We start from the raw sequence: 22,083 nt of genomic DNA on the forward strand, positions 1-22,083 counted from the left end.
GACAAGTGGAGATTGTCTCCATATTTTGTAAGTGGAGATGGTCTCCGATTATAACCCTCTGAGGTGCGCGTGAAGATCTTGATGTTCGGCCGTGGCGTGATCAGCGCGACGTACGGATGGGCCCTGGAACGGGCCGGGCACCACGTGGAGTTCTACGTCCGCCCGGGGCGGGCGGCGGCGTACGGGGAGGCGATCGACCTCGACCTGCTCGACGCCCGGCGGCGGCCGTGGGGCCGGCGGGTCGCCGAGACGTGGCCGGTGCGCTACCGCGAGTCGTTGGAGCCGGACCACGACTTCGACCTGATCGTGCTGAGCGTGCAGCACTACAACTTCGCCGAGGCTGCCGCCTTCCTCGGGCCCCGGGTGGGCGGGGCCACGGTGCTCGTCTTCAACAACCTGTGGGTGGAGCCGCTGACCGCGACCGCGCACCTGCCCGCCGACCAGGTGACCTGGGGCTTCCCCGGGGCCGGCGGCGGGTTCGGCGACGACGGCGTGCTGCGCGCGTCCCTGCTGCCCGTGGTCTTCCTCGGCACGCTCGACCGACCGCCGACCGACCGCGAACAGGCCGTGCGCCAGGTCTTCCGGGCGGCCGGATTCCGGGTCCGGGAGAACGCCGACTTCCGTGGCTGGCTGTCGGTCCACTTCGTCCAGAACGCCGGTCTGCACACGCAGAGCCTGCGGCGGGGCGCACTGTCCACCCTGACCACCGGCGACCTCCGCGAGGCGATCCTCGCCACCCGTGAGCTGCTGCCGCTGGTCGAGGCGCGGGGCGTCGACCTGCGGCGGCACCGCGCCGAGCTGCTGCCCTTCACCGCGCCCGTCTGGCTGGCGGCACCGGCGATGTCCTGGCTGCTCAACCACCTCCCGCCGATGCGCCGGGTGACAACGGCCCACGCCAACCCCGAGGAGTTGCGCGCGGTCTGCCGCGACACCCTGGCGGAGGCCCGCAGCCGGGGCATCCGGGTCCCCCGGCTGGAGGCTGCCGAGCCCTACTTCGCCGCCACGACCACCCCCTGACTCCCCCGTCAGCCCCTACCGGCCGCGCCCCGCCCACCGACCGCCGGCGGCACCCCGGCCGGCCGGGACCCCTGCCGCATGTTCGGCGTCACCCCCGCCCGGCTCGGCGCGCGCGGCACCGGCGCGGGCCGCACCATCGCCAACCCCGCCGGCCGTACGAAGATCGAGCGCCGGACCGCCGCGTCCTCCCTGGCGTCGAGCTGGTAGACGTCGAGCCAGCACCATCCGTCGTAGGTGATCCAGTCGAGCACCCGGACCACCCGGCACCTGATCGGCCTGACGAACTGCACACCGGCCGCCCGGCCCACGTCCACCAGGTCCACCCGCCTGCCCGGCCGGCAGGCGATGACCGGGCAGCTACGGCACCTGCTCGACATGGCCACCCTGCCCAACGTGAGCCTGCGTGTCCTGCCGTTCACCGCCGGCCCACCGCTGGCCAGCGAGACGGGCACTTCGTCCTGCTGGACTTCCCGCAGGCGTTCGGGCAGGCATCGACCGTCCGCGCGGTACCCCGCGGACCACGCTGAACCCCTGCGGGGCCGCCCGCCCGGGTGGGCGGCCCCGGCGTCCGCAGCACCTACGGCGCGGGGATGCCCGGAGAACGTCGGGGCGTCCCGCTACGGTGCTGCCCATGAGTGATACGGAAACTGCGAACCGCCTGCCCACGGCCGAGGAGGAGGCCCGGTTCTGGACTCTGGTGGAGGCCGCCTGGGAGCGGCTCGGCCCCGAGCCGGCCGCGCTGCGCCGGGCGCTGCTCACCCGCGACCGGGCCGCCTCCGACGACGACGCGTACGCGTTCGACGGCTGGCGGGACGCCTTCCTCGACCAGTTGGGCCAGCTCTGCGCCGACCTGTCCAGCCCCGAACTGACCGCCCTCGACCGGGTCGTCGAACGCAAGCTGTACGACATCGACCGGGCCGACGTGCACGCGGTGGTCGACGGCTCCGACGACGGTTTCCTCTACGCCCGGGGTCACGTGGTGGCGCTGGGGCGGGAGTTCTACGAGGCGGTCCGGGCCGACCCGACCCGGGCGGTGCCCGACGCCCACCTCCAGGGCATCTGCTACTTCTTCGCCCACCTGCACGACAAGCGGTTCGGCGACTGGCCCCGCACCTGCTCCGGCATCTCCCGCGAGTCGTTCAGCAACCCGGCGGGCTGGGTCGGCCAGTGAGCCGCCCGGCCGGGCCGAGCGAGCGTGACGTGGCCTGGCACCACGGCACCCCCGACGTCGGCGCTCCACCGGCCCCGCTGTTCGCCGCCGCCGACGTCGCCCGGGGTGCCGACGCCGGGTCCTGCCCGACACGTTGACCGAACGCAACGCGGCACGCCGTACACCAAAGGTTAACAGTTAGGGCAGCTCATGCTATTCTCCGGCTTCGATGCACCGCCGAGCAGACCCGGACGGGTCACCGCCCGAAGGACGCACTCCCCCCGATGTCGGCCCTGCCCGCTCCGACCTCGTCACCGTCGTTACTGGAGCGGCCGGCCGGTGGCGCGCTCCAGCTCATCTTCACCACCCTGCCGGCGCTGCTGCGGCTGACCTGCGGGCTGTTCGGTGCGGTGACCGCGCTCGCGGTGCGTACCCCACCGGTGCGGGTGCCGCTGCTGCTGGCCGCCGTGGCCGCGCTCACCTGCTGGTCGCTGTGGTACGCGGCGCGGGCGCTGCGGGTCGGCATCGGCCCGGGGCTCGTCGCCGGGGACGTCGCGGTCACCGTCGCGGCGAGCCTGCTGGCCCCGGTGCTGGTCGCCCCGGAGGTGCTGCCCGGCGAGGGTAGCTGGCTCGCCGTGCTGGCCAGCACCACCGTGATCAACGCGCAGGCCACCGCGCCGGCCCGCTGGTCGGTGCCGGCGGGCCTGCTGGTCACCGCCGGCTACGCGGTCGGCACCTCGGTCGCCGGCAACACCGTCGAGGCCGGCGCGCACGCGGCGACCCTGCTCATGCAGACGGCCTGCGCGGCGATGATGGCGGCGGTGATGCGCCGCTGGATCGGCCGGGCCGACACCGCCTTCGCCGACTTCCAGCGCCTACGTCGGGACGTGGTGCTGGCCCGCACGGCCCGCGAGGTCGAACGGGGGCAGAACCGGGACCTGCACGACACCGTCCTGGCCACGCTCACCATGGTCGGGCTGGGCGCCCTGCCGGCCGGCTCGGCGGCGTTACGCGACCGGGCCGCCGCCGACCTGCGTACCCTGGTCCGCCTCGCGCACGCCAGGTCCGCCCCGGCGGGCGAGCCGGGCGACGCCGGCCCGGTCGACGTCGACGCCGGCCTGCGCGCGCTGCTCGCCACCCACCCGCAGTTGCGGGTGACGGCCACGCTGCCGCCCTGCGCGGCACCGGCGGGGGTGACCGCCGCCCTGGTCGACGCCACCGCCGCCGCGCTGGCCAACGTGGCCCGGCACGCGCCGGACGCCGCGGTGACCGTGCGGCTGGGCCGCGACCACGGCGGCATCGTGGTCGAGGTGGTCGACGACGGTCCCGGTTTCGACCCGGCCACCATCCCCCTGCACCGGTACGGGGTACGCGAGTCGATCCGGGGCAGGATGACCGAGGTCGGCGGTCGGGCGGTGGTGACCTCCGCCCCTGGCGTGGGCACCCGGATCAGGCTGGAGTGGCCGCATGTCGACTGAGCTGAGCGTGACCGCGCCGGCCCGCGTACCCCCGCCGACCGTGGGGTCGACGGGCCCGGCGGGGCCCGACGCCGTGGCGGCGGCCGACAGCCCGGCGGCGGACGTGGGCCGGGCCTCGGACCGGGGGGCCCGGATCGCGGCGGTCGCCATCGCCCTGGTGTGGCACCTCGCGATCGGGCTGCCGGCGGTGCTCGGCGCCTGGTCGACGCTGGCCGCCCCCACGGTGGTCGCGGCCGGTTGGTTGGCCGCCTGCGCCATCGGCGGGTACGCCGCACACCGGCTGCTGCACGGTCTGCCGCCACCGGCGCTGCCGCTGGCGGCGGCCCTGCTGACGGTCGACGCGGTGGTCTTCGCGGCGGCCGGCCGGGAGCAGCTCTTCGCCGCCGCGAACTGGGCGTGGACGGGGCTGGCGTGGTTCTTCGTGGTGGTGCTGTGGGGTCGCCCGATCCGTTGGATGATCGTCCTGCTGGCCGGGCACGCGGTGATCGCGCTCGCCGCGCTGGTCGGTGACGGGGCGACCGCCCCCGCCGACCTGACCCGCTACGCGATGTACGTCTACGGCACCTCGTCGCTGCCGGTGGCGGTCTTCACCGGTGCGGCGGTGATCGCCACCCTCGCCCGGGAACGCGCCGACACCGCCGAGGCGACCCTCGCCGTCCGCGCCGAACGGGACGCCGCCGAACGGGCCTGGGCGGACCGGCGGGCCCGGCTGGCGCTCGTCAGCGGTGCCGCCGAACAGGTGCTGGCGGAACTTGCCGACGGTCGCGCCGACCCGGGCGACCCGTTCGTACAACGGCGGTGCGTGCTCGCCGCGACCCGGCTGCGTCGCCTGATCGCCGAGTCCGACGACGTGCCGGACCCGCTGTTGCACGAGCTGCGGGCCGCCGCCGACCTGGCCGAACGCAACGGGCTGCCGATCGAGCTGATCGCCATCGGCACGCCGCCGCCGCTGCCGGTGGAGATCCGACGACGGCTGGCCGACCCGCTGGCCGCCGCCCTGGCCGATGCCACCGGTTGGGCCCGGCTGACCGTGGTGGCCGGCCCCGACGAGGTGGCGGTCAGTCTGGTCACCCCGGACCGACAGGGCCCGGGGGCGGCCGATCCGCCGACCGCCCGGGCCGGCGACGACCAGGTGGAACACGTACATGAGCGGGACGGGGAGATCAGGTGGACGCAGACCCGGTGGCGCAGGCCATGAGCGGGGAGCGCCAGGTCGGTGTGTCGATCGTCGACGACCATCCGGTGGTGATCGACGGTGTGCGGGCCTGGCTGTCCACCGAGCCCCGGCTGCGGGTGCTCGCCACCGGCGACGACCCGGATCTGGTGCTGCGGGCCGCCCCGGAGGCCGACGTGATCCTGCTGGACCTGCGGCTGCGCGGGCGGATGGTGCTGGACAAGCTGGCCGAGTTGAGCGCCGACGGCCGGCGGGTGGTGGTCTACTCCGAGCACACCGACCCGGCGACCATGCTCGCCGCGCTCGACGCGGGGGCGACCGCGTTCCTGGCCAAACACGAGGGGCGGGAACACTGCGTGTCCACGGTGCTGGCCGCCGCCAGCGACCGCCCGTACGTGCCGCCGGCCCTGGCCGGGGCGATGGTGGGCGATCCGCGCCCGGACCGTCCGGCCCTGTCCGACAAGGAGCGGGAAGCGCTGCTGCTGTGGTTCCAGTCGATGTCGAAGGCGTCGGTGGCCCGCCGGATGCAGATCAGCGAGCACACCGTCAAACAATACGTGGACCGGGCCCGGATCAAGTACACCCGGGCGGGTAGACCGGCCGCCACGAAGGCGGCGTTACTGGCCCGGGCGATCGAGGACGGTCTCATCCGGCCGGAGGAGATCGGCATCTACCGGTCACAGGCGTCGTACGACCGGCCGACCCCCTAACGGCTGTCATGACAGCCCGTCACGACTCGGCGAGGCTGGACGCCAGAAGACCACTGCGCGGGGGAGGTCGTGACGATGCGCGAGAACATGTCCCCGTTCTTCATCGCACCGCACCGGTTCGATGCGCCGGAGAACGATTCCGCTCCCGTGCTCGACAGGCGTTACGAACTCGTCCCGGAACCCGACGAACGGGTGCTCGGCCGGTATCCGACGTCGGTGGCCGGCTGCCTGATCAGCCCGACCGGAGCCCGGCGGCACTGGGTGCTCCCCGCCCCCGCCTCGATCACCGTCACCGACCGCCGACTCGCCTACGTCTGCCTCGCCGGTGACCTGGCCCTGGTGGCCGGGAAGATCGACGCGACGGGGGTCCGGCACCGGCGCAACGTCCGGCTGCCGCGCCTGGTCAGCGGGCAGATCCGCTGGCAGTGGCCGTCCCGGTTGGAGCTGCGGGCCACCGGCCGGCCCACCGCACAGGGCACCGCCGAGGCGGAGCTGCTGGTGGTCTGCGACGCGCTGCGGACGATCCAGCAGCCGGCCCTGGCGCTGGGCGGCGCGGTGGGCCCGGTGACCGAACTGGCCCGGCTGGTCCGTCGGACGGTGGCCTGCTTCCGGGTCACCCACCCCGAGCTGGTGGAGCTGGCGCCGCCGGAGCGGGACGTGCTCATCCGCCGGGCGACCGCCCCGCCGCTGACCGGTGAGGCGCGGGTGACCCTGCCGGGGTCGCTGCCGGTGGAGTTCCTCTCCCGCGACGACTACTACCGCGTCCCCGAGCCCGCCGGTCAGGACGCGGTCGGCAGCTGACCCCGCCCCGACCGGCAGATCGCCGACCGGGGCACGGAGGCGCGGGTCAGGGCGCGAAGCACGAACGGTCAGGATGCCGTCGAGCGGCGGGGCCGGCGGTCCAGTTCGGCGGCCTCCTGGGGGGTGGGCGCGGTGCCGCCCAGGTGCGCCGGCTGCCACCAGGAGTCGTCCGGGCCGGCCGGCTTGTCGGGGTACTCCTGCTGGGCCCGGTCGACCAGCGCGGTCAGCCGAACCTTCAGCTCCGCCGTCATCGTGTTGGCGTCCGGGTACGCCGCCGGGTCCATCGGCTCGCCCAGCAGGATCGTGATCGGGGTGTGCCGCCGGGTCAGCGTCTTCGGCCGGCCCTTGGTCCAGAGCCGTTGCGTCCCCCACAGCGCCACCGGCACCAGCGGCACCTCCGCCGTCTGCGCCATCCGGGCCGCCCCGCTCTTCAGCTCCTTCACCGTGAACGAGCGACTGATCGTCGCCTCGGGGAAGACGCCCACCACCTCGCCGCGCCGCAGCGCGTCCACCGCCGTGTTGTACGAGCCGACCCCCGCCGCGCGGTTCACCGGGATGTGCTTCATGCCGCGCATCAGCGGGCCGGACACCTTGTGCGCGAAGACGTCGTGCTTGGCCATGAACCGCACCAGCCGCCGGGACGCGTGCGCCCCGTAGCCGCAGAAGATGAAGTCGAGGTAGCTGACGTGGTTGCTGGCCAGCACCGCCCCGCCGGTGCGCGGGACGTGGTGGTTCCCGTCGACGGTCAGGCGCAGGTCGAGGACCCGGAACAGCGTCTTGGCGGTGGCGATCACGGGCGGGTACACGAGTTCCGGCATCCGGGCACTTTACCCCGCGTAGCCTACGCCACCGTAGGGCGGAGCCGACTCACCGTGGCGACCACCCGACGCACCGTCAGCCGGCAAGTTTGTGCAGATCGAGGCGGCCCCGGGCGAAGGCGTCCACCCGTCCCCAGCGGCCCGGGATGTCCAACACCTCGATCCGCCCCATCCCGACCGGCAGCACCGGCTCCACCGCCAGGTGCCCATCGTGCGGCTCCAAGCCGAGCATGGTACGCAGCAGCAGCAGCGGCGCCCCCGTCGACCAGGCCTGCGGGCTGCATGCCGTCGGGTACTCGACCGGGAACTTGGTCTGCTCCCGGGGGTAGCCGCCGAACGCCTCCGGCAGCCGCCCGTCGAAGTAGCTCGCCGCGTCGAGGATGCCGTTGGCGATGGTGGCGGCCTCCTCGGCGAAGCCGTACCGCCGCAGCCCCCAGGCGATGAACGAGTTGTCGAACGGCCAGATCGTGCCGTTGTGGTAGCCGATCGGGTTGTACCGCACCTCCCCCTCGGCGAGGGTGCGCACGCCCCAACCGGTGAACAGGCGGGGCCCGACCATGTGCTGGGCGATCTTCTCGGCCCGGTCGTGGTCGACGATCCCGCTCCACAGCAGGTGACCGATGTTGGAGCTGAGCACGTCGCACTGCCGGCCGTCCGGGTCCAGGGCCAGCGCGTAGAACTCCCCGTCGGCCACCCACCAGTCCCGGTTGAAGCGTTCCTTCAGGGCTGCGGCCTCCTGCTCCAGCCGGTCGGCGAACGCCGGGTCACCCCAGAACTCCCGGGCCATCCGGGCCGCCCGCAGCTTGGCGTCGTACGCGTAGCCCTGCACCTCGCAGGTGGCCCGGGGGAACGGCGGCAGGCTGCCGTCGGCGTACGAGATGGAGTCCCAGGAGTCCTTCCAGCACTGGTTCTCCAGGCCGGTCTCGGTGTTGCGCCGCTCGTACCAGATGTAGCCGTTGCCGGCCAGGTCGGCGTAGTCGTCGATCCACTTCAGCGCCGCCCGGCACTCCCGTTCCAACTCCTTGACCAGGGCGACGTCACCGCTCCACCGCTCGTACTCGTCGAGCAGGACCACGAACAGCGGGGTGGCGTCCACCGAACCGTAGTACGGCGAGTGCGGCTGCTCCTCGAAGGCGGCCGTCTCGCCGTAGCGCATCTCGTGCAGGATGCGGCCCGGGTCCTCGTCGCGGAAGTCGTCGAACCGGCTGCCCTGCAACGACGCCAGGATGCGCAGCGTGGTCTTGGACAGCTCGGGGGCGAACGGCAACACCTGTAGGCAGGTCAGGATGCTGTCCCGGCCGAACATGGTCATGAACCAGGGCAGGCCGGCGGCGGGGAGGGTCTGGCCGCCCAGCGACAGCGGCGCGAACCGCAGCGCCGCCAGGTCGATCAGGCTGCGCCGGTAGGTGGCGGCCAGCCGGTCGTGCTCGCTGTTGACCTTCGGGGCCTTGGCGATCCACTCCTGGAGGTCGTGCTGGAGGGCGAGCCGTTCGTGGCCGTGCACCGTCACCCCGAGCCGCAGGTCACGCCCCCCGGGGCCGACCGCGAAGGTCTGCACGTCGATCTCGGCGTCCCACTGCTCGTTGGGCTCCAGGTGCACCGAGTACGCGAACCCGTTGCGGTCGTAGCGGGCCGGCCGGGACGACGAGATGACCGTCTCCCGCACGAAGTTGCCCCGCCGGTAGCCCAGCCGCAGCCGGTCGGACTCGACCTCGGCGTACAGCTCGCCCTTCTTGTTGAGGATCTCGTCCTTGACCTGGAAGAGGTCGGCGAAGTCGGCCCCGGCGTCCATCCGGATCTCCAGGTCGACCGCCTTCTCGTCGTGGTTCAGGATGGTCAGCTTCTCGCGGAAGCTGCCGCCGACCGCGCGCTCCCGGATGATCGACAGCTTGGCGTCGACGTAGTGGGTGGCCATCCCGGGCACCAGGAAGAACCGCGCCTCGTAGTACTGGAGGTCGTCGTAGGACAGCGCGTTGAGCCGTTCCCCGTTGACCGTGAGCACCCAGCGGGACAGGAACCGCATGTCCAGGGAGAACAGGCCGGTCGGCTCGGTCGGCGTCGCCTCGATGTCACCTGTCTCCTCCGAGACGACGAACGTGTTGCCGTCCAGGATCCGGATCGTGTTGCCCCGTGCCATCACCGCACCTCCCGATGGTGGAGCCGGCGCGGCCCCTGCGCGTCCGGGGAACCGGGGAAGATCCGTTCGACCTGCACCACCAGCCGGGCGTCACCGGTCACCGTCATGTCGCCGCGCAGCACCGCCGCCAGGCCGTTCTCCCGCCCGGCGGCCATCTCCTCGAACAGCGCCGGCGTGGTGCCGATGACCGTTTCGGCCTCCCGGTCCTCCTGGCTGACCGTGAGCTTCCCCCGGTCGACCCGTAGCAGCCAGTGGGTGGTCTGCGCCCCCTCGTGCAGATCGAAACGCAGCGTCCCGGCCGCCTTGTCCAGCAGCGGCTCGTGATCCCGCCGGTTCAGGCTCTCGAAGAACCTCGTGGTCGCGTCCACCATCGGCCCCTCTCCCCCCGTCGTCGCACCGACCTGCCGGTACTCGCACGGGGTCCCCGCCCCGCCCGGGGTCAACCTCGCCCGGATCGGGTGAACCCGGCCGGCCCGCACGACGACGCCGGCCCCCGGACGGTTCCGGGGGCCGGCGTCGGGTGGGGCGGACGTCAGTTGTTGGGGTCGTCGGCGCTGATGTCGGCGAGCACCGACTGGGGTTCCCGCTCCACCGCGAGGTCACCCACCGACACCAGGCCCACCAGCCGACCGTCGTCGACCACCGGCAGCCGCCGTACGGCGTAGGTGCGCATCAGGTCGGCGGCGGCGACCGCGTCGTCGTACTGGCTGACCGTGATCACGTCCCGGCTGGTGATCTCCCGCAGCCGGGTGCGGTTCGGGTCGAGATCCTCGGCGACCCCCCGGACGGTGATGTCCCGGTCCGTCACGATTCCGACGACGTCGTCGCCGTTGGTGACCACCACGTCGCCGATCGCGCTGTCCCGCATCTCCTGCGCGGCGGCGGCGAGGGTGTCGTTGCCGTCCATCGTCACCAACCGGGTCGTCATGAACTCTCCGACCGTTGTCATGGTGCTCCCCTCTCGGTGTCGGCACGGCGGTCTACCCGCCGGCACCGAGCAGGTAACACCCTGCTCAGCGCAGTTCGGCGGCGACCAGCTCGGCGAGCTGCACGGCGTTCAGCGCGGCGCCCTTGCGCAGGTTGTCGTTGGCGCAGAACAGCGCGAGGCCGTGCTCGACGGTCTCGTCGGCACGCAGCCGGCCGACGTACGTCGGGTCCTGACCGGCCGCCTGCAACGGCGTCGGGACGTCCGACAGCGCCACCCCCGGCGCGCCGTCGAGCAGTTCCCGGGCCCGCTGCGGGGTGATCGGCCTGGCGAACCGGGCGTTGATCTGCAACGAGTGGCCGGTGAACACGGGCACCCGCACGCAGGTGCCGGAGACCTTCAGCTCGGGGATCTCCAGGATCTTGCGGCTCTCGTTGCGCAGCTTCTGCTCCTCGTCGGTCTCGAACGAGCCGTCGTCGACGATCGACCCGGCCAGCGGGAGCACGTTGAAGGCGATCGGCCGGGCGAACGAGCGTGGCGCGGGGAACTCGACGGCCGACCCGTCGTGGGTCAGCGCGGTGGCCCCCTCGACGACCTTGCGGACCTGCTCGTCCAGCTCGGCGACACCGGCCAGGCCGGCCCCGGACACCGCCTGGTAGGTGGCGACGACCAGGCTGACCAGGCCGGCCTCGTCGTGCAGCGGGCGCAGCACCGGCATCGCGGCCATCGTGGTGCAGTTCGGGTTGGCGACGATGCCCTTCGGCCGGTCGGCCAGGGCGTGCGGGTTGACCTCGGCGACGACCAGCGGCACCTGCGGGTCGGTGCGGAACGCCGACGAGTTGTCGATCACCACCGCGCCGGTCCCGGCGACCCGGGGGGCCAGTTCCTTCGCGGTGCCCTTGCCGGCGGAGAACAGCACGATGTCCAGCCCGGAGTAGTCGGCCGTGGCCGCGTCCTCCACGGTGACCTCGCCGCCCCGCCAGGGCAGGGTACGCCCGGCCGACCGGGCCGAGGCGAACAACCGCACCTGCTCCGCCGGGAACTCGCGTTCCGCCAGCACCTGCCGCATGACCCCACCGACCTGGCCGGTGGCTCCCACAATGCCGATCCTCATGCCCGCGAGGCTACCCAGCCGCAGGCCCACACCGGGAAGCCTTTCCCACCGCCCGGGTCGCCGCCGCCCCGGCCGGTCACCGCCCGTGCCGGTCGCCGTACCGGAAACCACCGGGCGGTACGCCCCGACGCCCCGGAAGATCGGCCGTGGCCGGGCCGTCCGGCCGTAGCATCCGCACCGCCGGTCCGGCCCGGCGCTCCCGGGGCGGCGCGACCGGAATCACACCGTCCCGGTCGCGCCGACGCCGGTCAGCCGGCGTGGTCGGTCACCTCGCCAAGCCCGGAGGCGACCAGTTCGTCCCGGATCGCCGCCGCGTCGCCCTCGATGACCAGGGTCAGCGCCTCCGGGTGCAGGTGGGTGGCGGCAGCGGCCGAGACCTGTGCCACGTCGGCGGCGAGCAGCGCCTCCCGCAGCCGGGCGTGGTAGTCGTCGGGCAGGTCGTGCACGACCAGGGTGGTCAACGCGGAGGCGATCGCCCGGGGGCTCTGCAACTCGACCGAGAGCTGCCCGGCCCGCCAGGACCGGGCCACCGCCAGCTCGTCCTCGGTCACCCCGCCGGCCCGGGTACGGCTGATCTCGCCGACCGCCTCGACCAGGGCCGGCGCGGTCACCGCCGTCTGCACGCCGGCGCTGACCGCGAACCGGCCGAACCGGCGGGACGAGGCGAAGTCGCCCCGGATGCCGTACGTGTAGCCGCGTACCTCGCGGATCAGGTGGTTGAGCCGGGACGTGAACGCCCCGCCCAGCACGGTGCCGGCGAGCGTCATCGGCACGTGGTCGGGGTGGGCGCGGTGCGGTGCCGGGTGGCCCAGCCGCAGCGTGGACTGCACCGAGCCGGGCCGGTCCACCAGGATGATCCGCCGGCCGGCGGGCAGCGGCACCTCGATCGGACCGTCCTGCCCGGCGGGGCCGCCACCGGTGCCGGCGAACGCCGCCGCGCCCAGCGCGTCGAGGTCGAGGCGGTCCAGGTCACCGGCGACGATCAGGGTGCCGGGGCGCAGGAACCACTCGGAGTGGAAGACGGTGACGTCCTCCACGTCCAGCCCGGCCACCGAGGCGGGGTCGCCGTAGAGCGGGCGGCCCCACCGGTTCTGCGCGCCGAACAGGTCGGCCCGGAGCACCGCCTCGGCGCGCGGTCCGGGGTTGGCCCAGTCCATCCGCAACGCGGTCGCCTCGTCGTCGCGGACCCGGCGCACGTCGTCGGGGTCGAGCCGGGGCGTCCGTACCGCCTCGGCGAGCAGTTCCACCGCCGCGCCGAGGCGGTCCACCGGCACCTGGACGCTGACCTGGAAGCTGTCCCAGTCCAGCCCGGTGGCCAGTTCGGTGCCGAGGCCCTCGACGGCCAGCGCGAACCCGGTGGCGTCCCGCTGCGCGGTGCCCTCCTCCAGCGCCTTGGCCAGCACCGCGCCGAGGCCCTCCTTGCCGACCGGTTCCCGGCCGGCGCCCGCGTCGAGCAGCAGCAGCGCGACGGCGAGGTTCTGGCCGGGCAGGTGCGCGGCGACCACCCGGCCACCGGCGACGTCCCGCCGGACCACGGTGGGGAACCGGTACGGGCGGGCGGTGCCCGGACCCGGCCGGGTGGTGATCAGAGTCATCGGGTCTCCTCCGGCAGGTAGGTCAGGGTCACCCGGTCGGCCGGGGTGAGCACGTCGGCGGCCAGCTCGGCGATCTGCCCGGCGGTCACCGACAGCCAGCCGGGCAGCCGGTCGGCGGTCTTCGCCGGGTCGCCGAACTGGGTGGCGTACCGGCCGAGCGCGTCGGCCCGGCCGTCCACCGTGGACATCTGCCGCCACCAGGCGGTGCTGAGCAGCGCCTTGGCCCGGTCCAGTTCGGTGGCGGTGACCGGCACGGTGGCGAGTTCGTCGACCACCTCGGCGACCCCGGCGGCGAGCCGTTCGGCGCTCACCCCGGGGCGGGCGGTGGCGGTGGCGATCACCGGTGCCGGGGCGTGCGCCAGGTCCACCCCGTACGCCCCGACCAGGTCGGGTTGGGCGAGCCGTTCGCCGTCGGCGAGCCGTTGGTAGAGCCGGCTGCCCCGGCCGCTGCCGAGCACGGTGGCGGCCACCGTGGCCACGTCGTAGCCGGTGCTGCCGAACGGGTGGGTGCGGTGCGCGACGTAGACCCGGGCGGCCGGCACGTCGGCGGTGACCGTCTCGACGGCGGGTCGGCCGGTGCCGGCGACGGTGTGCCCGTCCGGCGCGGCGGGGATGTCACCGCGGGCCGGGATGGCCCCGAAGTACCGCTGCGCCAGCGTGAACACCTCGGCGGCGGTGGCGTCGCCGACCACGGTCAGCACGGCGTTGTCGGGCGCGTAGTACGTCTGGTGGAACGCCTGGAAGGTGGCCAGGTCGGCGGCGTTCAGGTCGGCCATCGACCCGATCGTCGCGTGGTGGTACGGGTGCCCCGGTGGGTAGAGCAGCGGGAGCAGCCGCAGCCAGGCGTCGCCGTACGGGACGTTCTCGTAGCGTTGCCGCCGCTCGTTCTTGACCACGTCCCGCTGGTTGTCCAGGGTCTCCTGGGTGAGCGCGGGGACCAGCCCGCCCATCCGGTCGGCTTCCAGCCACAGGGCCAGTTCCAGGTGTTCGGCCGGGACGGTCTCGAAGTAGTTCGTCCGGTCCGGGTTGGTGGTGGCGTTGAGCGAGCCACCGGAGCCCTGGATCAGTTTCATGTGTTCGGTCTTGGCGACGTTGACCGAGCCCTCGAACATCAGGTGCTCGAAGAGGTGGGCGAAGCCGGTCTGTCCCGTCGGCTCGTGCCGGGAGCCCACGTCGTACCAGAGGTTGACCGCGACCGCCGGGGCGGTGCGGTCCTCGCTCACCACCACGCGCAGGCCGTTGTCCAGTCGGGTCGTCTCGATGGGCCAGGGGTAACCGCTGTCGGGCATGACCCGACGCTATCCGATCTCCACGCCCCGGTGGCGACGTGTCAGCACCCGACCACGCCGGGGGTCGACCGCGCCCGGACGGGGAGGCCCGCCCCTTGATCGATCCGACGGTGCCGACGGTGCGGTGTCAGCCGGCGTCGACACCGCCTGGTCGGGCACATCGGGTCGATCGAGGAGGCGGGCCAGCCGCCGGACGGGTCAGTCGGGGGGTTCGATCGGGCTGACGGTCTCTTCGGAGGTGCGGTGCTCCAGCACCGTGTCGGGGGCGGCCCCCTGGTCGGCCTCGCGGAGGTCCGACTCGGCGAGGATCGCCGCTGCCTGGGCCTGCGGGTCGTCGCTGCCGACCGCTGCCTCCTCGGGCAGCAGGTGGGCCCGGGACTCCACCCGGTCCTGATCGCTCTGCAAGTGGGTCATGCGCACCCTGTTACCCAGTCGCCACGTCCGCCACGCCGGTGCACCCGCCCCGCCGGTGCACGGCCCCCGCCCGCGCACCGGCCCGCCTGGGGGTCAGCGGAACGGGCCGCGCACCTCGTAGGTGATGCCACCGGCGGAGATGCCCGCCGTGCCGCGCTGGGAGGAGAAGTAGAGCCGGCTGCCGTCCGGGGAGAACGCCGGGCCGGTGATCTCCGACGAGGACTGCCCGGTGATCCGCAGGAACGGCGTCACCACCCCGGTCGGGGTGATCATGTTGATCTCCATGTTGCCGCCGTCCTCGGCGACGTAGAGGTCACCGGAGCGGGTGCCGGTGATGTTGTCCACCCCGGTCAGCGGGGCGGTGCCACCGGTCACCAGCGAGTCGTCGTACGCCAGGTCGATGCGCTGGCCGACCGCGTCGTACGCCCAGACCCGGTTGTCGCCCTTGGTGGTGAACCAGCAGGTGCCGTCGGCGTACCAGCAGCCCTCGCCGCCGGTGAACCGCTTCGCCCCGGAGACCTGGTTGCGGGTCGCCGTCGGCGAGCCGTCCGGGTCGGGCACCCGGGCCCAGCTCACCGCGCCGCTGGTGGCGGTGCCGGCGACCAGCACCTCCAGGGTGCCGGCGGAGAGGTCGCCCCAGACGGTGGGGCGGAACCGGTAGAAGCAGCCGTCGGTCTCGTCCTCGGTCAGGTAGACCACCTGGCGGACCGGGTCGGCCGCCGCCGCCTCGTGCTTGAACCGGCCCAGCGCCGGGCGCTGCACCGCGCTGGTGCCGCCCTGCGGGTAGGTCTCGTGGACGAAGCCCCGGCTGATCTCCTCGCAGGACAGCCAGGTGCCCCACGGGGTCGCGCCACCGGCGCAGTTCTGGTTGGTCCCGGACAGGATGCGGTACGCCGAGGTGACCGTGCCGTCGGCGGCGAACCGCACCGCCGACGCGCCGCCGCCGGGGGTGATCTCCGAGTTGGAGACGTAGATCCAGCCGGTGCCGGCGGCGAAGCAGGCCCCACCGTCGGGCGCGGCGTGCCAGGTGTACGAGGTGCCCGGCACCGTCTGCCGGGAGCGGGCGACCACCCGGCTGGTGAAGCCGGCGGGGAGCTGGATGCCGTTGCCGTCGGCGCCGCCGAGCGGGCCGTAGGGACCGGTGCCGGGTTGGGCGGGTGCGGCCGACGCGAGGCCGGACCAGAGGCTGCCGGCGAAGGCGGCGGCCCCACCGGCGACGGTGGCGCGCAGGACGGTACGACGGTCCATCGGATACCTCCGGGGGATGCGAACGGTGCCGCCGAAGTTACCGACGGTGGCAGTGACGGAGGTGAACGTCAGGCGAGGGTTGGCCGACGAGCGGATGAGTCCTTGCCCCCGTCGGGTACGCTTACCGGCGTGACGCGTACGTATCCATGGTTTAGGCAGCCGGCTGCGGAGCCGGTGACCTCACCATGAGCTGACGTCACCGCGTTTCGAGCCGGCCGGGCAGGAGCCTTCGAGCTTCCTGCCCTTCTGTTTACGAGCAGCCGGCTCGACCCGGGCACCGGCCCCGGGCACGGTCGGCGGAAGGATTCCCACCGTGACGACCCCGGACAACGGCGCGGTCATCGACCAACGGATCGACCGTGTCGTGCCGCTGACCACCCCCGCCCTGCTCCTGCACGAGCTGCCCCTGGACCCGCCGCTGGCCTCGGCCGTGCTGGCCGGCCGGCGCGACGTCGGCCGGGTCCTCGACCGCGCCGACGACCGTCTGCTGGTGGTGGTCGGCCCGTGCTCGGTGCACGACCCGGCGGCGGCGCTGGAGTACGCGCACCTGCTGCGTGAGGCCGCCGACCGGCACGCCGAGGACCTGCTGGTGGTGATGCGGGTCTACTTCGAGAAGCCGCGTTCCACGGTCGGCTGGAAGGGCCTGATCAACGATCCGGCGCTTGACGGTTCCGGCGACGTGAACACCGGCCTGCGCACGGCGCGGGCGCTGCTGCGTGACGTGGTCCGGCTGGGGCTCCCGGTGGGCTGCGAGTTCCTCGACCCGATCACCCCGCAGTACATCGCCGACACGGTGGCCTGGGGCGCGATCGGCGCCCGGACGGTGGAGAGCCAGGTGCACCGGCAGCTCGCCTCCGGCCTGTCCATGCCGATCGGCATGAAGAACCGCCCCGACGGCAGCATCGGCACCGCCGTGGACGCGATCCGGGCCGCCGAGGTGCCGCACGTCTTCCCCGGCATCGACGTCTCGGGCACCCCGGCGATCATGCACACCCGGGGCAACGCCGACGGGCACCTGGTGCTGCGCGGCGGCGGGGGCCGACCCAACTACGACGCCGCCTCGGTGGCCGGGGCGCTGGACCTGCTGCGGGCGGCCGGGCTGCCGGAGCGGCTGGTGGTCGACGCCAGCCACGCCAACAGCGGCAAGGACCACCGCAACCAGCCGAAGGTGGCCGCCGACGTGGCCGCCCAGCTCGCCGCCGGGCAGCGCGGCATCGTCGGCATCATGCTGGAGAGCTTCCTGCTGGAGGGCCGCCAGGACCTGGACCCGACCCGGGAGCTGACCTACGGCCGGTCGGTCACCGACGCCTGCATCGGCTGGGACACCACGGCCGAGGTGCTGGAGCAGCTCGCCGTCGCGGTTCGGGCCCGCCGGGCCGCCCTGCCCACCCCGGCCTGACGGGTTTGACCGTTTCGGCCCCGGGTAGCAGGGCGGGGTGACCGACGACGTAACCGCGCCCGACGACCTGCCCGGGACCGCCCAGCCGGACCTCCGGCAGCTCGACGAGCTGCTGGACGAGATCTACCACGGCCAGGAACGGCTCAGCCAGGCCGACATCTACCGCTCGGCGGTCGGCGCGGACCTGCCGGCGGAGCTGCTCACCCGGGTCGCCGCGCTCCCCGAGGGGGAGTACGCGGTGGACGAGGTGGCCGACCTGCTGGGCGGGTCGGCGGGCTGACCGGCGACGCCGGCGAGAGGAGATCGAGATGTCCGACCAGACCGAACACCACGAGCGGATGCCGGCCCTCGGCCAACCCCCCGAGGGGCGGGACACTCTGCCCGAACCGGACTTCGCCAACGAGCACGACCGGACCGCGGTCGACCGCGACGTGATCACCGGCGCGGACGCCGACGAGCGGGAGCCGGAGGCGTCGCGCGGCTGGGCGGGCGAGGACCACGGCACCACCCCCACCTGAGTGGGCGTCGACGGGTGACGGGAAGGGGCCGGCGGACACGATCCGCCGGCCCCTTCCGCGTGCTCACCGTTCGTCGTGCCGCCCGCCCTCGGCGGCCTGCTGCGCCACCGCGTACCCCATCTGGAGGAAGTCGGACGCGGCGACGGCGGTCAGCGCGGTCGCCACCAGCCGGGTCAGCCGGGGGGCCAGCACCAGGCCGCCGGTGAGCCCGGTGGCCACCCAGACGGCCAGGCAGAACGGGCAGCTGAGCAGCTCACCGATCGCGTGCCGGGTCGAGCTGCCCTGGTCCCGGACCTGTTCCATCACCTCGCCGCTGCCGATCGGGCGGTCATAGCGGGTGAACGGGGCCCGCAGCGGGCTGGTCACCGCGTCCTTGGACAGCAGTCGGCTCAGCTTGTGGGTGGCGACGGCGAGCAGCACCACGTCACCCGGGGAGGGCCGTTCGGGCACCGGCCGGCCGGTGGCCTTCACCAGCGCCGCGATGGAGGCGGTCACCCCGGCGTACGTGCCCATGGCCGCCAGGTAGCCGCCCAGCGGTCGGTGCTCGTGCGGCGCGTACGCCTGGCGCAGCCGCGCCACCTTCTGCTTCAGACCACCGTCGGTCACCGGGTCTCCTCGTTGGTCGTCGCACCGTCGGGTGCGGCGCATCGGTCTCGTCGGGATGGACGGGTGGGGTCAACCCGCGGTCAGGTTCTCGGCGACCTCACGTTCGAGGTTGACAAGCGATTCGTCGGCCAGTGCGGCGTCCGCGCCGGCGGGCAGGTCTAGCCGGACCCGGGCCCCGCCAGCGTCGGCCGGGGCGACCCGCAGTTCCGCCGTGCCGTCCGGGCCCTCCCAGCGGGCGTGCAGGTCGGCGTCGGAGCGGCTGCTCGGGGTCGGGCCGTCGGTCCGCAGCGCCCCGGGCAGCCAGGCGTCGATCCGCTCGGGGTCGGTGGCGGTGCTGAACACCACCTCCGGCGGCGCGGACATGCCGCGCTCGGCGCGGGTGCCCATCAGGCGTCCCGGAGCCGGTGCGGGTCCACCTCGCGGCCGGGGTGCCGGGCCAGGTACTCGGTCTCCAGCTCGGCGGTGCGGCGCAGGTGGTTGGCGAGCGCCGAGTCGGCGGCGTGCCGCAGCGTGTCGAGCCGGGTGCGGTGCAGGCTCTGCAACTCGCGGATCAGATCGTCGTCGGCGAGGTCGGCCGGGTCCACCCCGAGCAGCTCGCCGTCGGTCTCGGAGACCACGGTGGCGGCCCGGTGGACGTGGTCACCGTCCCACTCCGGCATCCGCTGTTCGCTGCTGGAGTCGCCGGAGCGGTGTACTGATTCGGTCATGTCGCCCCCCTCGGGTTCGACTGGGCTGGCTGTCTAGACGGTTGCCCAGCCGCGCTGGCACCAAACCAACGGCGCGGCGTCCTCGAACCACCGGGCGGCGCGGCGACTACGACGTCGCGTCGGAGACCGCGGGTCCTGCCGGTACCCTCGACGGCATGAAGCGGCTCTGGACACCGGCGTGGATCGTCCGCCACGTGGCCCTGGTCGTCCTGGTCACGGGATTCCTGGCGCTGGGTTGGTGGCAGATCAGCCGGGCCGCTTCCGGTAACACCCTGAGCTGGGCGTACGCGGTGGAGTGGCCGATCTTCGCCGGTTTCGTGGTCTTCGTCTGGTGGCGGGAGGTCCGGCACGCGCTGCGCGCCCCCGCCGCGCCTCCGTCGGCCGGGACGGCCCCGGCCGAGCCGGCCGCCCCCGTGCCGGGCACCCCGGCGGTACGGCGTCCGGTGCGGGTCGCCCGGGTGCCGGCGACGCCTGTCGACGGCGCGGACGACGCCGACCTGGCCGCGTACAACCGCTACCTGACCTGGTTGAACGCCAATCCGGGCGCGAGGCCCGGCGACTATCCCGGCTGAGGCCGGTCGGAAGGACGGACGACGGTGGGCGGAGCCCTTACCCGGTACCGCGTGATCGCCTGGATCGTGGGCGTGGCGCTGGCTGTGCTGGTGCTGATCGGCATGCCACTGAAGTACGTGTTCGACGAGCCGATCGTGGTGGCCGTCGTGGGCACCGCGCACGGCTGGCTCTACCTGCTCTATCTGGCGGCCACCTTCGACCTGGGCCGTCGGGTGGACTGGCCGCTCAAGCGGATGCTGCTGGTGATGCTCGCCGGCACGGTGCCGTTCGTGTCGTTCGTCGCGGAGCGCAAGGTGACCCGCGAACTGGCGACCGACGCGCCGACCCGTACGCCGGAGCCGGTCGGTCACTGACGGCCGGGGTGTCCGCGCCGGGGGCGGCACCGCGCTGCCTCAGCGGGCCGGTCGCCAGTAGGTGGCCGTGGGTGTCGGGTCGTCCGCGTCGGGGTAGCGGTGCTGCTCGCGGGCCTGGTGCAGGGCGTCGACCACCTGCTCGAACTGCTCCCGGTCGTCGCTGCTGAACAGCAGCAGCTCGGTGCCGTGGCAGTGGCCGTACAGCTCGTGGGGCGGTGGCCGCCAGCGGTCGCCGAGCAGCACCAGCAGCACGGGCAGCAGGCACACCACGCCCAGCGCCAGGTACGCCCCGGCGGTGAGCCGTGCCAACCCTCCGGTGAAGCCGAGCAGGACGCCGACGGCGCCCGCCCCGACGGCGGCGCAGGTGACGACCCGGGCGGCGAGTCGGTCGTGCGGCCCACGGCCGGTACGCAGGTGGGTGAGGTCGGCGACGGCGTAGCTGTTGCGGCCGGCGGTGAACCGTTCGGTGGTCACCACGATGCCGGGCCGGGCGTAGAGCAGGGTGGTCGGTCGGGACCAGTGTGGCGGTCGGGTGCTGGCGCGGTCTGCCTGCACGGCGTCCTCCCGGGGGCCAACGGGAGCCGGTCGCCCCACCACCACGCCACCTGCGTACGGCGGGATTCCCGGCCGGGGCTCCATTCTGGTGCCGACCCGCCCGGGCCGCTCCCCGATTTCCGACACATCCGGCGAGCCCGACGTCCCAGCGTCGCCGGCATCTGACCACCATTCCGGTTTTATCCGGCTATTACCGCGCGATCCCCACCGGTATCCGCCTGGAACGACGAATCAGACCTTCCTCGCCTACCGCGCAGAACCCGGTCGCCTGCCGTCCGCTCCGCATCACCGGTTTCACCTGCCACAACGACCCGCCGGAGCGCTCGGCCAACATTCGCCGCTGCTTTGTCTGCGCGTCACTCCCGCCACAGGTTAGGTTGATCGGGCCGGCTCGGTACACGGCCGTCCATCCGGACGGGCCCGCGCCGGTGTCGCCGGGGGCTCAGCATCCTCCGGTGACCGGTGGGAGAGGAGTCTTCCGCTCTTGTCGTCCTTACGGATGCTGCTGCGCACCCTGGCGGTCGCCGGCCTGTCGGCCGCGTTGATCGCCCCGTCGGCGCCGGTCCGGGCCGAGCCCTCCGTCGCCGACCTCACCGCCCGGATCGAGCGCTCCTCGGCCGAGCTGGAACGGATCGTCGAGTCGTACAACAAGCTCAACGAGGAGATCAAGACGAACCAGGCCACCGCGGCCGGCCTGCACGCGAGGATCGGCCCGCTGGAGGCCCAGGCCGCCCAGAGCCGGGCGGCGGTGGGCGAGATCGCGGCCACCGCGTACAAGACCGGTGGGCTGCGGACGGCCGAGGCGATCCTCGACCCGGCCGGCGGCTCACTGGTCGACCGGCTGGGCACCCTCGACCAGCTCACCCGGCAGCGGCAACAGCAGATCGACGGGTACACCGCCGACCAGCGGGCGCTGCTCGACCAGAAGACCAAGCTCGACGCCACGCTCGCCAGGCAGGCCGCCCAGTCGAAGGCGCTCACCAAGACGAAGAAGCGGATCGAGCAGGACCTGGCGGAGCTCTACGAGATGCGGCGGGCGGCGTACGGTCGGGCGACCGAGGCGCCGGTGAAGAAGCCGAAGAGCGCCGCGCCACCCGACACCTCCGACACGCCGGCCGTCCCCGGCAGCGCCGGGGCCGCCGTCCGGTACGCCTACGGGGCGATCGGCAAGCCGTACGTCTGGGGGGCCGAGGGGCCCGGCGGGTACGACTGCTCCGGCCTGACGCTCGCCGCCTGGCGATCCGCGGGCAAGCGGCTGCCGCACAACGCGGCGATGCAGTGGAACGCCACCTCCCGGGTCAGCCGTAGCGAGCTGCGCCCCGGTGACCTGGTCTTCTATTCGGGGCTGGGGCACGTCGCGCTCTACGTCGGTGGCGGTCAGGTGATCGACGCGCCGAGCGCCGGGCGCAACGTGCTCAAGCGGAAGATGAACATGATGAGCATCGCCGGCTACGGCCGGGTCCGCTGACCGGCACGACAACGGCGAACGGCCGGCGTCCCCC

At 73.6% G+C, this 22,083-nt stretch carries 27 protein-coding genes and 1 pseudogene; 14 read left to right on the plus strand and 14 right to left on the minus strand.

The window, feature by feature from the left end; translation table 11 throughout:
• The first annotated feature begins 63 nt into the window (after nucleotides 1-63).
• Nucleotides 64-1,017 carry a ketopantoate reductase family protein gene (locus Q2K16_RS13945; RefSeq protein ID WP_302745876.1) on the plus strand — a complete coding sequence of 318 codons (954 nt, stop codon included), beginning with the start codon at nucleotides 64-66 and terminating at the stop codon, nucleotides 1,015-1,017.
• A gap of 52 nt (nucleotides 1,018-1,069) precedes the next feature.
• Here Q2K16_RS13945 and Q2K16_RS13950 read toward each other — a convergent pair.
• Nucleotides 1,070-1,394, minus strand: a pseudogene (locus Q2K16_RS13950) (hypothetical protein); the annotation flags it as partial.
• Between Q2K16_RS13950 and Q2K16_RS13955 the strand changes: the two are divergent.
• The 7 genes from Q2K16_RS13955 to Q2K16_RS13985 all read left to right on the plus strand — a co-directional run bounded on the left by Q2K16_RS13955 (nucleotide 1,393) and on the right by Q2K16_RS13985 (nucleotide 6,330).
• Nucleotides 1,393-1,656 carry a hypothetical protein gene (locus Q2K16_RS13955; RefSeq protein ID WP_302745879.1) on the plus strand — a complete coding sequence of 88 codons (264 nt, stop codon included), beginning with the start codon at nucleotides 1,393-1,395 and terminating at the stop codon, nucleotides 1,654-1,656. The pseudogene Q2K16_RS13950 and the gene Q2K16_RS13955 overlap by 2 nt on opposite strands.
• Nucleotides 1,649-2,188 (plus strand): DUF4240 domain-containing protein, encoded by a 540-nt coding sequence (locus tag Q2K16_RS13960; RefSeq protein ID WP_302745880.1) that lies wholly within the window; start codon nucleotides 1,649-1,651, stop codon nucleotides 2,186-2,188. The genes Q2K16_RS13955 and Q2K16_RS13960 overlap by 8 nt, the downstream gene beginning before the upstream one ends.
• Nucleotides 2,185-2,325 carry a hypothetical protein gene (locus Q2K16_RS13965; protein WP_302745882.1) on the plus strand — a complete coding sequence of 47 codons (141 nt, stop codon included), beginning with the start codon at nucleotides 2,185-2,187 and terminating at the stop codon, nucleotides 2,323-2,325. Before Q2K16_RS13960 ends, Q2K16_RS13965 begins: the two co-directional genes overlap by 4 nt.
• Nucleotides 2,326-2,451: 126 nt before the next feature.
• The gene (locus tag Q2K16_RS13970; protein WP_302745883.1) at nucleotides 2,452-3,645 is read left to right on the plus strand and encodes a sensor histidine kinase; all 1,194 of its coding nucleotides are present in this window, start codon (nucleotides 2,452-2,454) and stop codon (nucleotides 3,643-3,645) included.
• Nucleotides 3,635-4,843, plus strand: coding sequence for a hypothetical protein (locus Q2K16_RS13975; RefSeq protein WP_302745884.1), 1,209 nt, complete (start codon nucleotides 3,635-3,637; stop codon nucleotides 4,841-4,843). The genes Q2K16_RS13970 and Q2K16_RS13975 overlap by 11 nt, the downstream gene beginning before the upstream one ends.
• Complete coding sequence (locus Q2K16_RS13980; RefSeq protein ID WP_302745885.1) at nucleotides 4,813-5,529, plus strand: response regulator; 717 nt, start codon at nucleotides 4,813-4,815, stop codon at nucleotides 5,527-5,529. The genes Q2K16_RS13975 and Q2K16_RS13980 overlap by 31 nt, the downstream gene beginning before the upstream one ends.
• Before the next feature lie 75 nt (nucleotides 5,530-5,604).
• A complete protein-coding gene (locus Q2K16_RS13985) occupies nucleotides 5,605-6,330 on the plus strand; it encodes a hypothetical protein (RefSeq protein ID WP_302745887.1) in 726 nt (241 codons plus the stop codon).
• A gap of 68 nt (nucleotides 6,331-6,398) precedes the next feature.
• On the opposite strand, the gene Q2K16_RS13990 is transcribed toward Q2K16_RS13985, so the two are convergent.
• From Q2K16_RS13990 to Q2K16_RS14030, 9 genes are all read right to left on the minus strand, one after another.
• A complete protein-coding gene (locus Q2K16_RS13990) occupies nucleotides 6,399-7,148 on the minus strand; it encodes a lysophospholipid acyltransferase family protein (RefSeq protein WP_302745889.1) in 750 nt (249 codons plus the stop codon).
• 76 nt (nucleotides 7,149-7,224) lie between these two features.
• Nucleotides 7,225-9,285, minus strand: a complete 2,061-nt coding sequence (locus Q2K16_RS13995; protein WP_302745890.1) for an amylo-alpha-1,6-glucosidase — start codon at nucleotides 9,283-9,285, stop codon at nucleotides 7,225-7,227.
• Nucleotides 9,285-9,656: an SCP2 sterol-binding domain-containing protein gene (locus tag Q2K16_RS14000; RefSeq protein WP_302745892.1), complete on the minus strand. Its 372-nt coding sequence runs from the start codon at nucleotides 9,654-9,656 to the stop codon at nucleotides 9,285-9,287. Before Q2K16_RS14000 ends, Q2K16_RS13995 begins: the two co-directional genes overlap by 1 nt.
• A 161-nt stretch (nucleotides 9,657-9,817) precedes the next feature.
• Nucleotides 9,818-10,234: a CBS domain-containing protein gene (locus Q2K16_RS14005; protein WP_302745893.1), complete on the minus strand. Its 417-nt coding sequence runs from the start codon at nucleotides 10,232-10,234 to the stop codon at nucleotides 9,818-9,820.
• 64 nt (nucleotides 10,235-10,298) lie between these two features.
• Nucleotides 10,299-11,324, minus strand: coding sequence for an aspartate-semialdehyde dehydrogenase (locus Q2K16_RS14010; protein ID WP_302745895.1), 1,026 nt, complete (start codon nucleotides 11,322-11,324; stop codon nucleotides 10,299-10,301).
• A gap of 248 nt (nucleotides 11,325-11,572) precedes the next feature.
• Entirely contained in the window at nucleotides 11,573-12,919 is a 1,347-nt protein-coding gene (locus Q2K16_RS14015) for a M16 family metallopeptidase (RefSeq protein WP_302745897.1), read from the minus strand.
• Nucleotides 12,916-14,208, minus strand: coding sequence for a M16 family metallopeptidase (locus Q2K16_RS14020; RefSeq protein WP_302745899.1), 1,293 nt, complete (start codon nucleotides 14,206-14,208; stop codon nucleotides 12,916-12,918). Before Q2K16_RS14020 ends, Q2K16_RS14015 begins: the two co-directional genes overlap by 4 nt.
• 198 nt (nucleotides 14,209-14,406) lie before the next feature.
• Entirely contained in the window at nucleotides 14,407-14,622 is a 216-nt protein-coding gene (locus Q2K16_RS14025) for a hypothetical protein (protein ID WP_302745900.1), read from the minus strand.
• Between the two features lie 93 nt (nucleotides 14,623-14,715).
• Nucleotides 14,716-15,870 (minus strand): alkaline phosphatase PhoX, encoded by a 1,155-nt coding sequence (locus Q2K16_RS14030; protein ID WP_302745902.1) that lies wholly within the window; start codon nucleotides 15,868-15,870, stop codon nucleotides 14,716-14,718.
• Nucleotides 15,871-16,174: 304 nt separating this feature from the next.
• Between Q2K16_RS14030 and Q2K16_RS14035 the strand changes: the two genes are divergently transcribed.
• The 3 genes from Q2K16_RS14035 to Q2K16_RS14045 are packed head-to-tail and all read left to right on the plus strand — an operon-like array spanning nucleotide 16,175 to nucleotide 17,787.
• Nucleotides 16,175-17,269: a 3-deoxy-7-phosphoheptulonate synthase gene (locus tag Q2K16_RS14035; RefSeq protein WP_302746478.1), complete on the plus strand. Its 1,095-nt coding sequence runs from the start codon at nucleotides 16,175-16,177 to the stop codon at nucleotides 17,267-17,269.
• A 37-nt stretch (nucleotides 17,270-17,306) separates the two neighbouring features.
• Complete coding sequence (locus Q2K16_RS14040) at nucleotides 17,307-17,549, plus strand: hypothetical protein (protein WP_302745904.1); 243 nt, start codon at nucleotides 17,307-17,309, stop codon at nucleotides 17,547-17,549.
• A gap of 28 nt (nucleotides 17,550-17,577) precedes the next feature.
• Nucleotides 17,578-17,787, plus strand: coding sequence for a hypothetical protein (locus Q2K16_RS14045; RefSeq protein ID WP_088642718.1), 210 nt, complete (start codon nucleotides 17,578-17,580; stop codon nucleotides 17,785-17,787).
• A 63-nt stretch (nucleotides 17,788-17,850) separates the two neighbouring features.
• Here the strand turns inward: Q2K16_RS14045 and Q2K16_RS14050 are convergent, their stop codons facing one another.
• The 3 genes from Q2K16_RS14050 to Q2K16_RS14060 all read right to left on the minus strand — a co-directional run bounded on the left by Q2K16_RS14050 (nucleotide 17,851) and on the right by Q2K16_RS14060 (nucleotide 19,100).
• Nucleotides 17,851-18,393, minus strand: a complete 543-nt coding sequence (locus Q2K16_RS14050; protein ID WP_088642719.1) for a DUF1360 domain-containing protein — start codon at nucleotides 18,391-18,393, stop codon at nucleotides 17,851-17,853.
• Nucleotides 18,394-18,462: 69 nt separating this feature from the next.
• Nucleotides 18,463-18,780, minus strand: a complete 318-nt coding sequence (locus Q2K16_RS14055) for an SRPBCC family protein (RefSeq protein WP_302745908.1) — start codon at nucleotides 18,778-18,780, stop codon at nucleotides 18,463-18,465.
• The gene (locus Q2K16_RS14060; protein ID WP_302745909.1) at nucleotides 18,780-19,100 is read right to left on the minus strand and encodes a DUF6158 family protein; all 321 of its coding nucleotides are present in this window, start codon (nucleotides 19,098-19,100) and stop codon (nucleotides 18,780-18,782) included. Before Q2K16_RS14060 ends, Q2K16_RS14055 begins: the two co-directional genes overlap by 1 nt.
• Nucleotides 19,101-19,255: 155 nt before the next feature.
• Between Q2K16_RS14060 and Q2K16_RS14065 the strand changes: the two genes are divergently transcribed.
• Nucleotides 19,256-19,672, plus strand: a complete 417-nt coding sequence (locus tag Q2K16_RS14065; RefSeq protein WP_302745910.1) for a hypothetical protein — start codon at nucleotides 19,256-19,258, stop codon at nucleotides 19,670-19,672.
• A 24-nt stretch (nucleotides 19,673-19,696) separates the two neighbouring features.
• Nucleotides 19,697-20,026 (plus strand): DUF3817 domain-containing protein, encoded by a 330-nt coding sequence (locus Q2K16_RS14070; protein WP_302745911.1) that lies wholly within the window; start codon nucleotides 19,697-19,699, stop codon nucleotides 20,024-20,026.
• Between the two features lie 39 nt (nucleotides 20,027-20,065).
• Here Q2K16_RS14070 and Q2K16_RS14075 read toward each other — a convergent pair whose 3' ends face one another.
• On the minus strand, nucleotides 20,066-20,581 hold the full coding sequence (locus Q2K16_RS14075) for a DUF6232 family protein (RefSeq protein WP_302745912.1): 516 nt from the start codon (nucleotides 20,579-20,581) through the stop codon (nucleotides 20,066-20,068).
• A 484-nt stretch (nucleotides 20,582-21,065) separates the two neighbouring features.
• Here Q2K16_RS14075 and Q2K16_RS14080 point away from each other — a divergent pair, with 484 nt between their 5' ends.
• On the plus strand, nucleotides 21,066-22,049 hold the full coding sequence (locus Q2K16_RS14080; RefSeq protein WP_302745914.1) for a C40 family peptidase: 984 nt from the start codon (nucleotides 21,066-21,068) through the stop codon (nucleotides 22,047-22,049).
• Nucleotides 22,050-22,083: the final 34 nt, after the last annotated feature.

This window comes from Micromonospora cynarisoli (assembly GCF_030518815.1).
Classification (GTDB): Bacteria; Actinomycetota; Actinomycetes; order Mycobacteriales; family Micromonosporaceae; genus Micromonospora; species Micromonospora wenchangensis.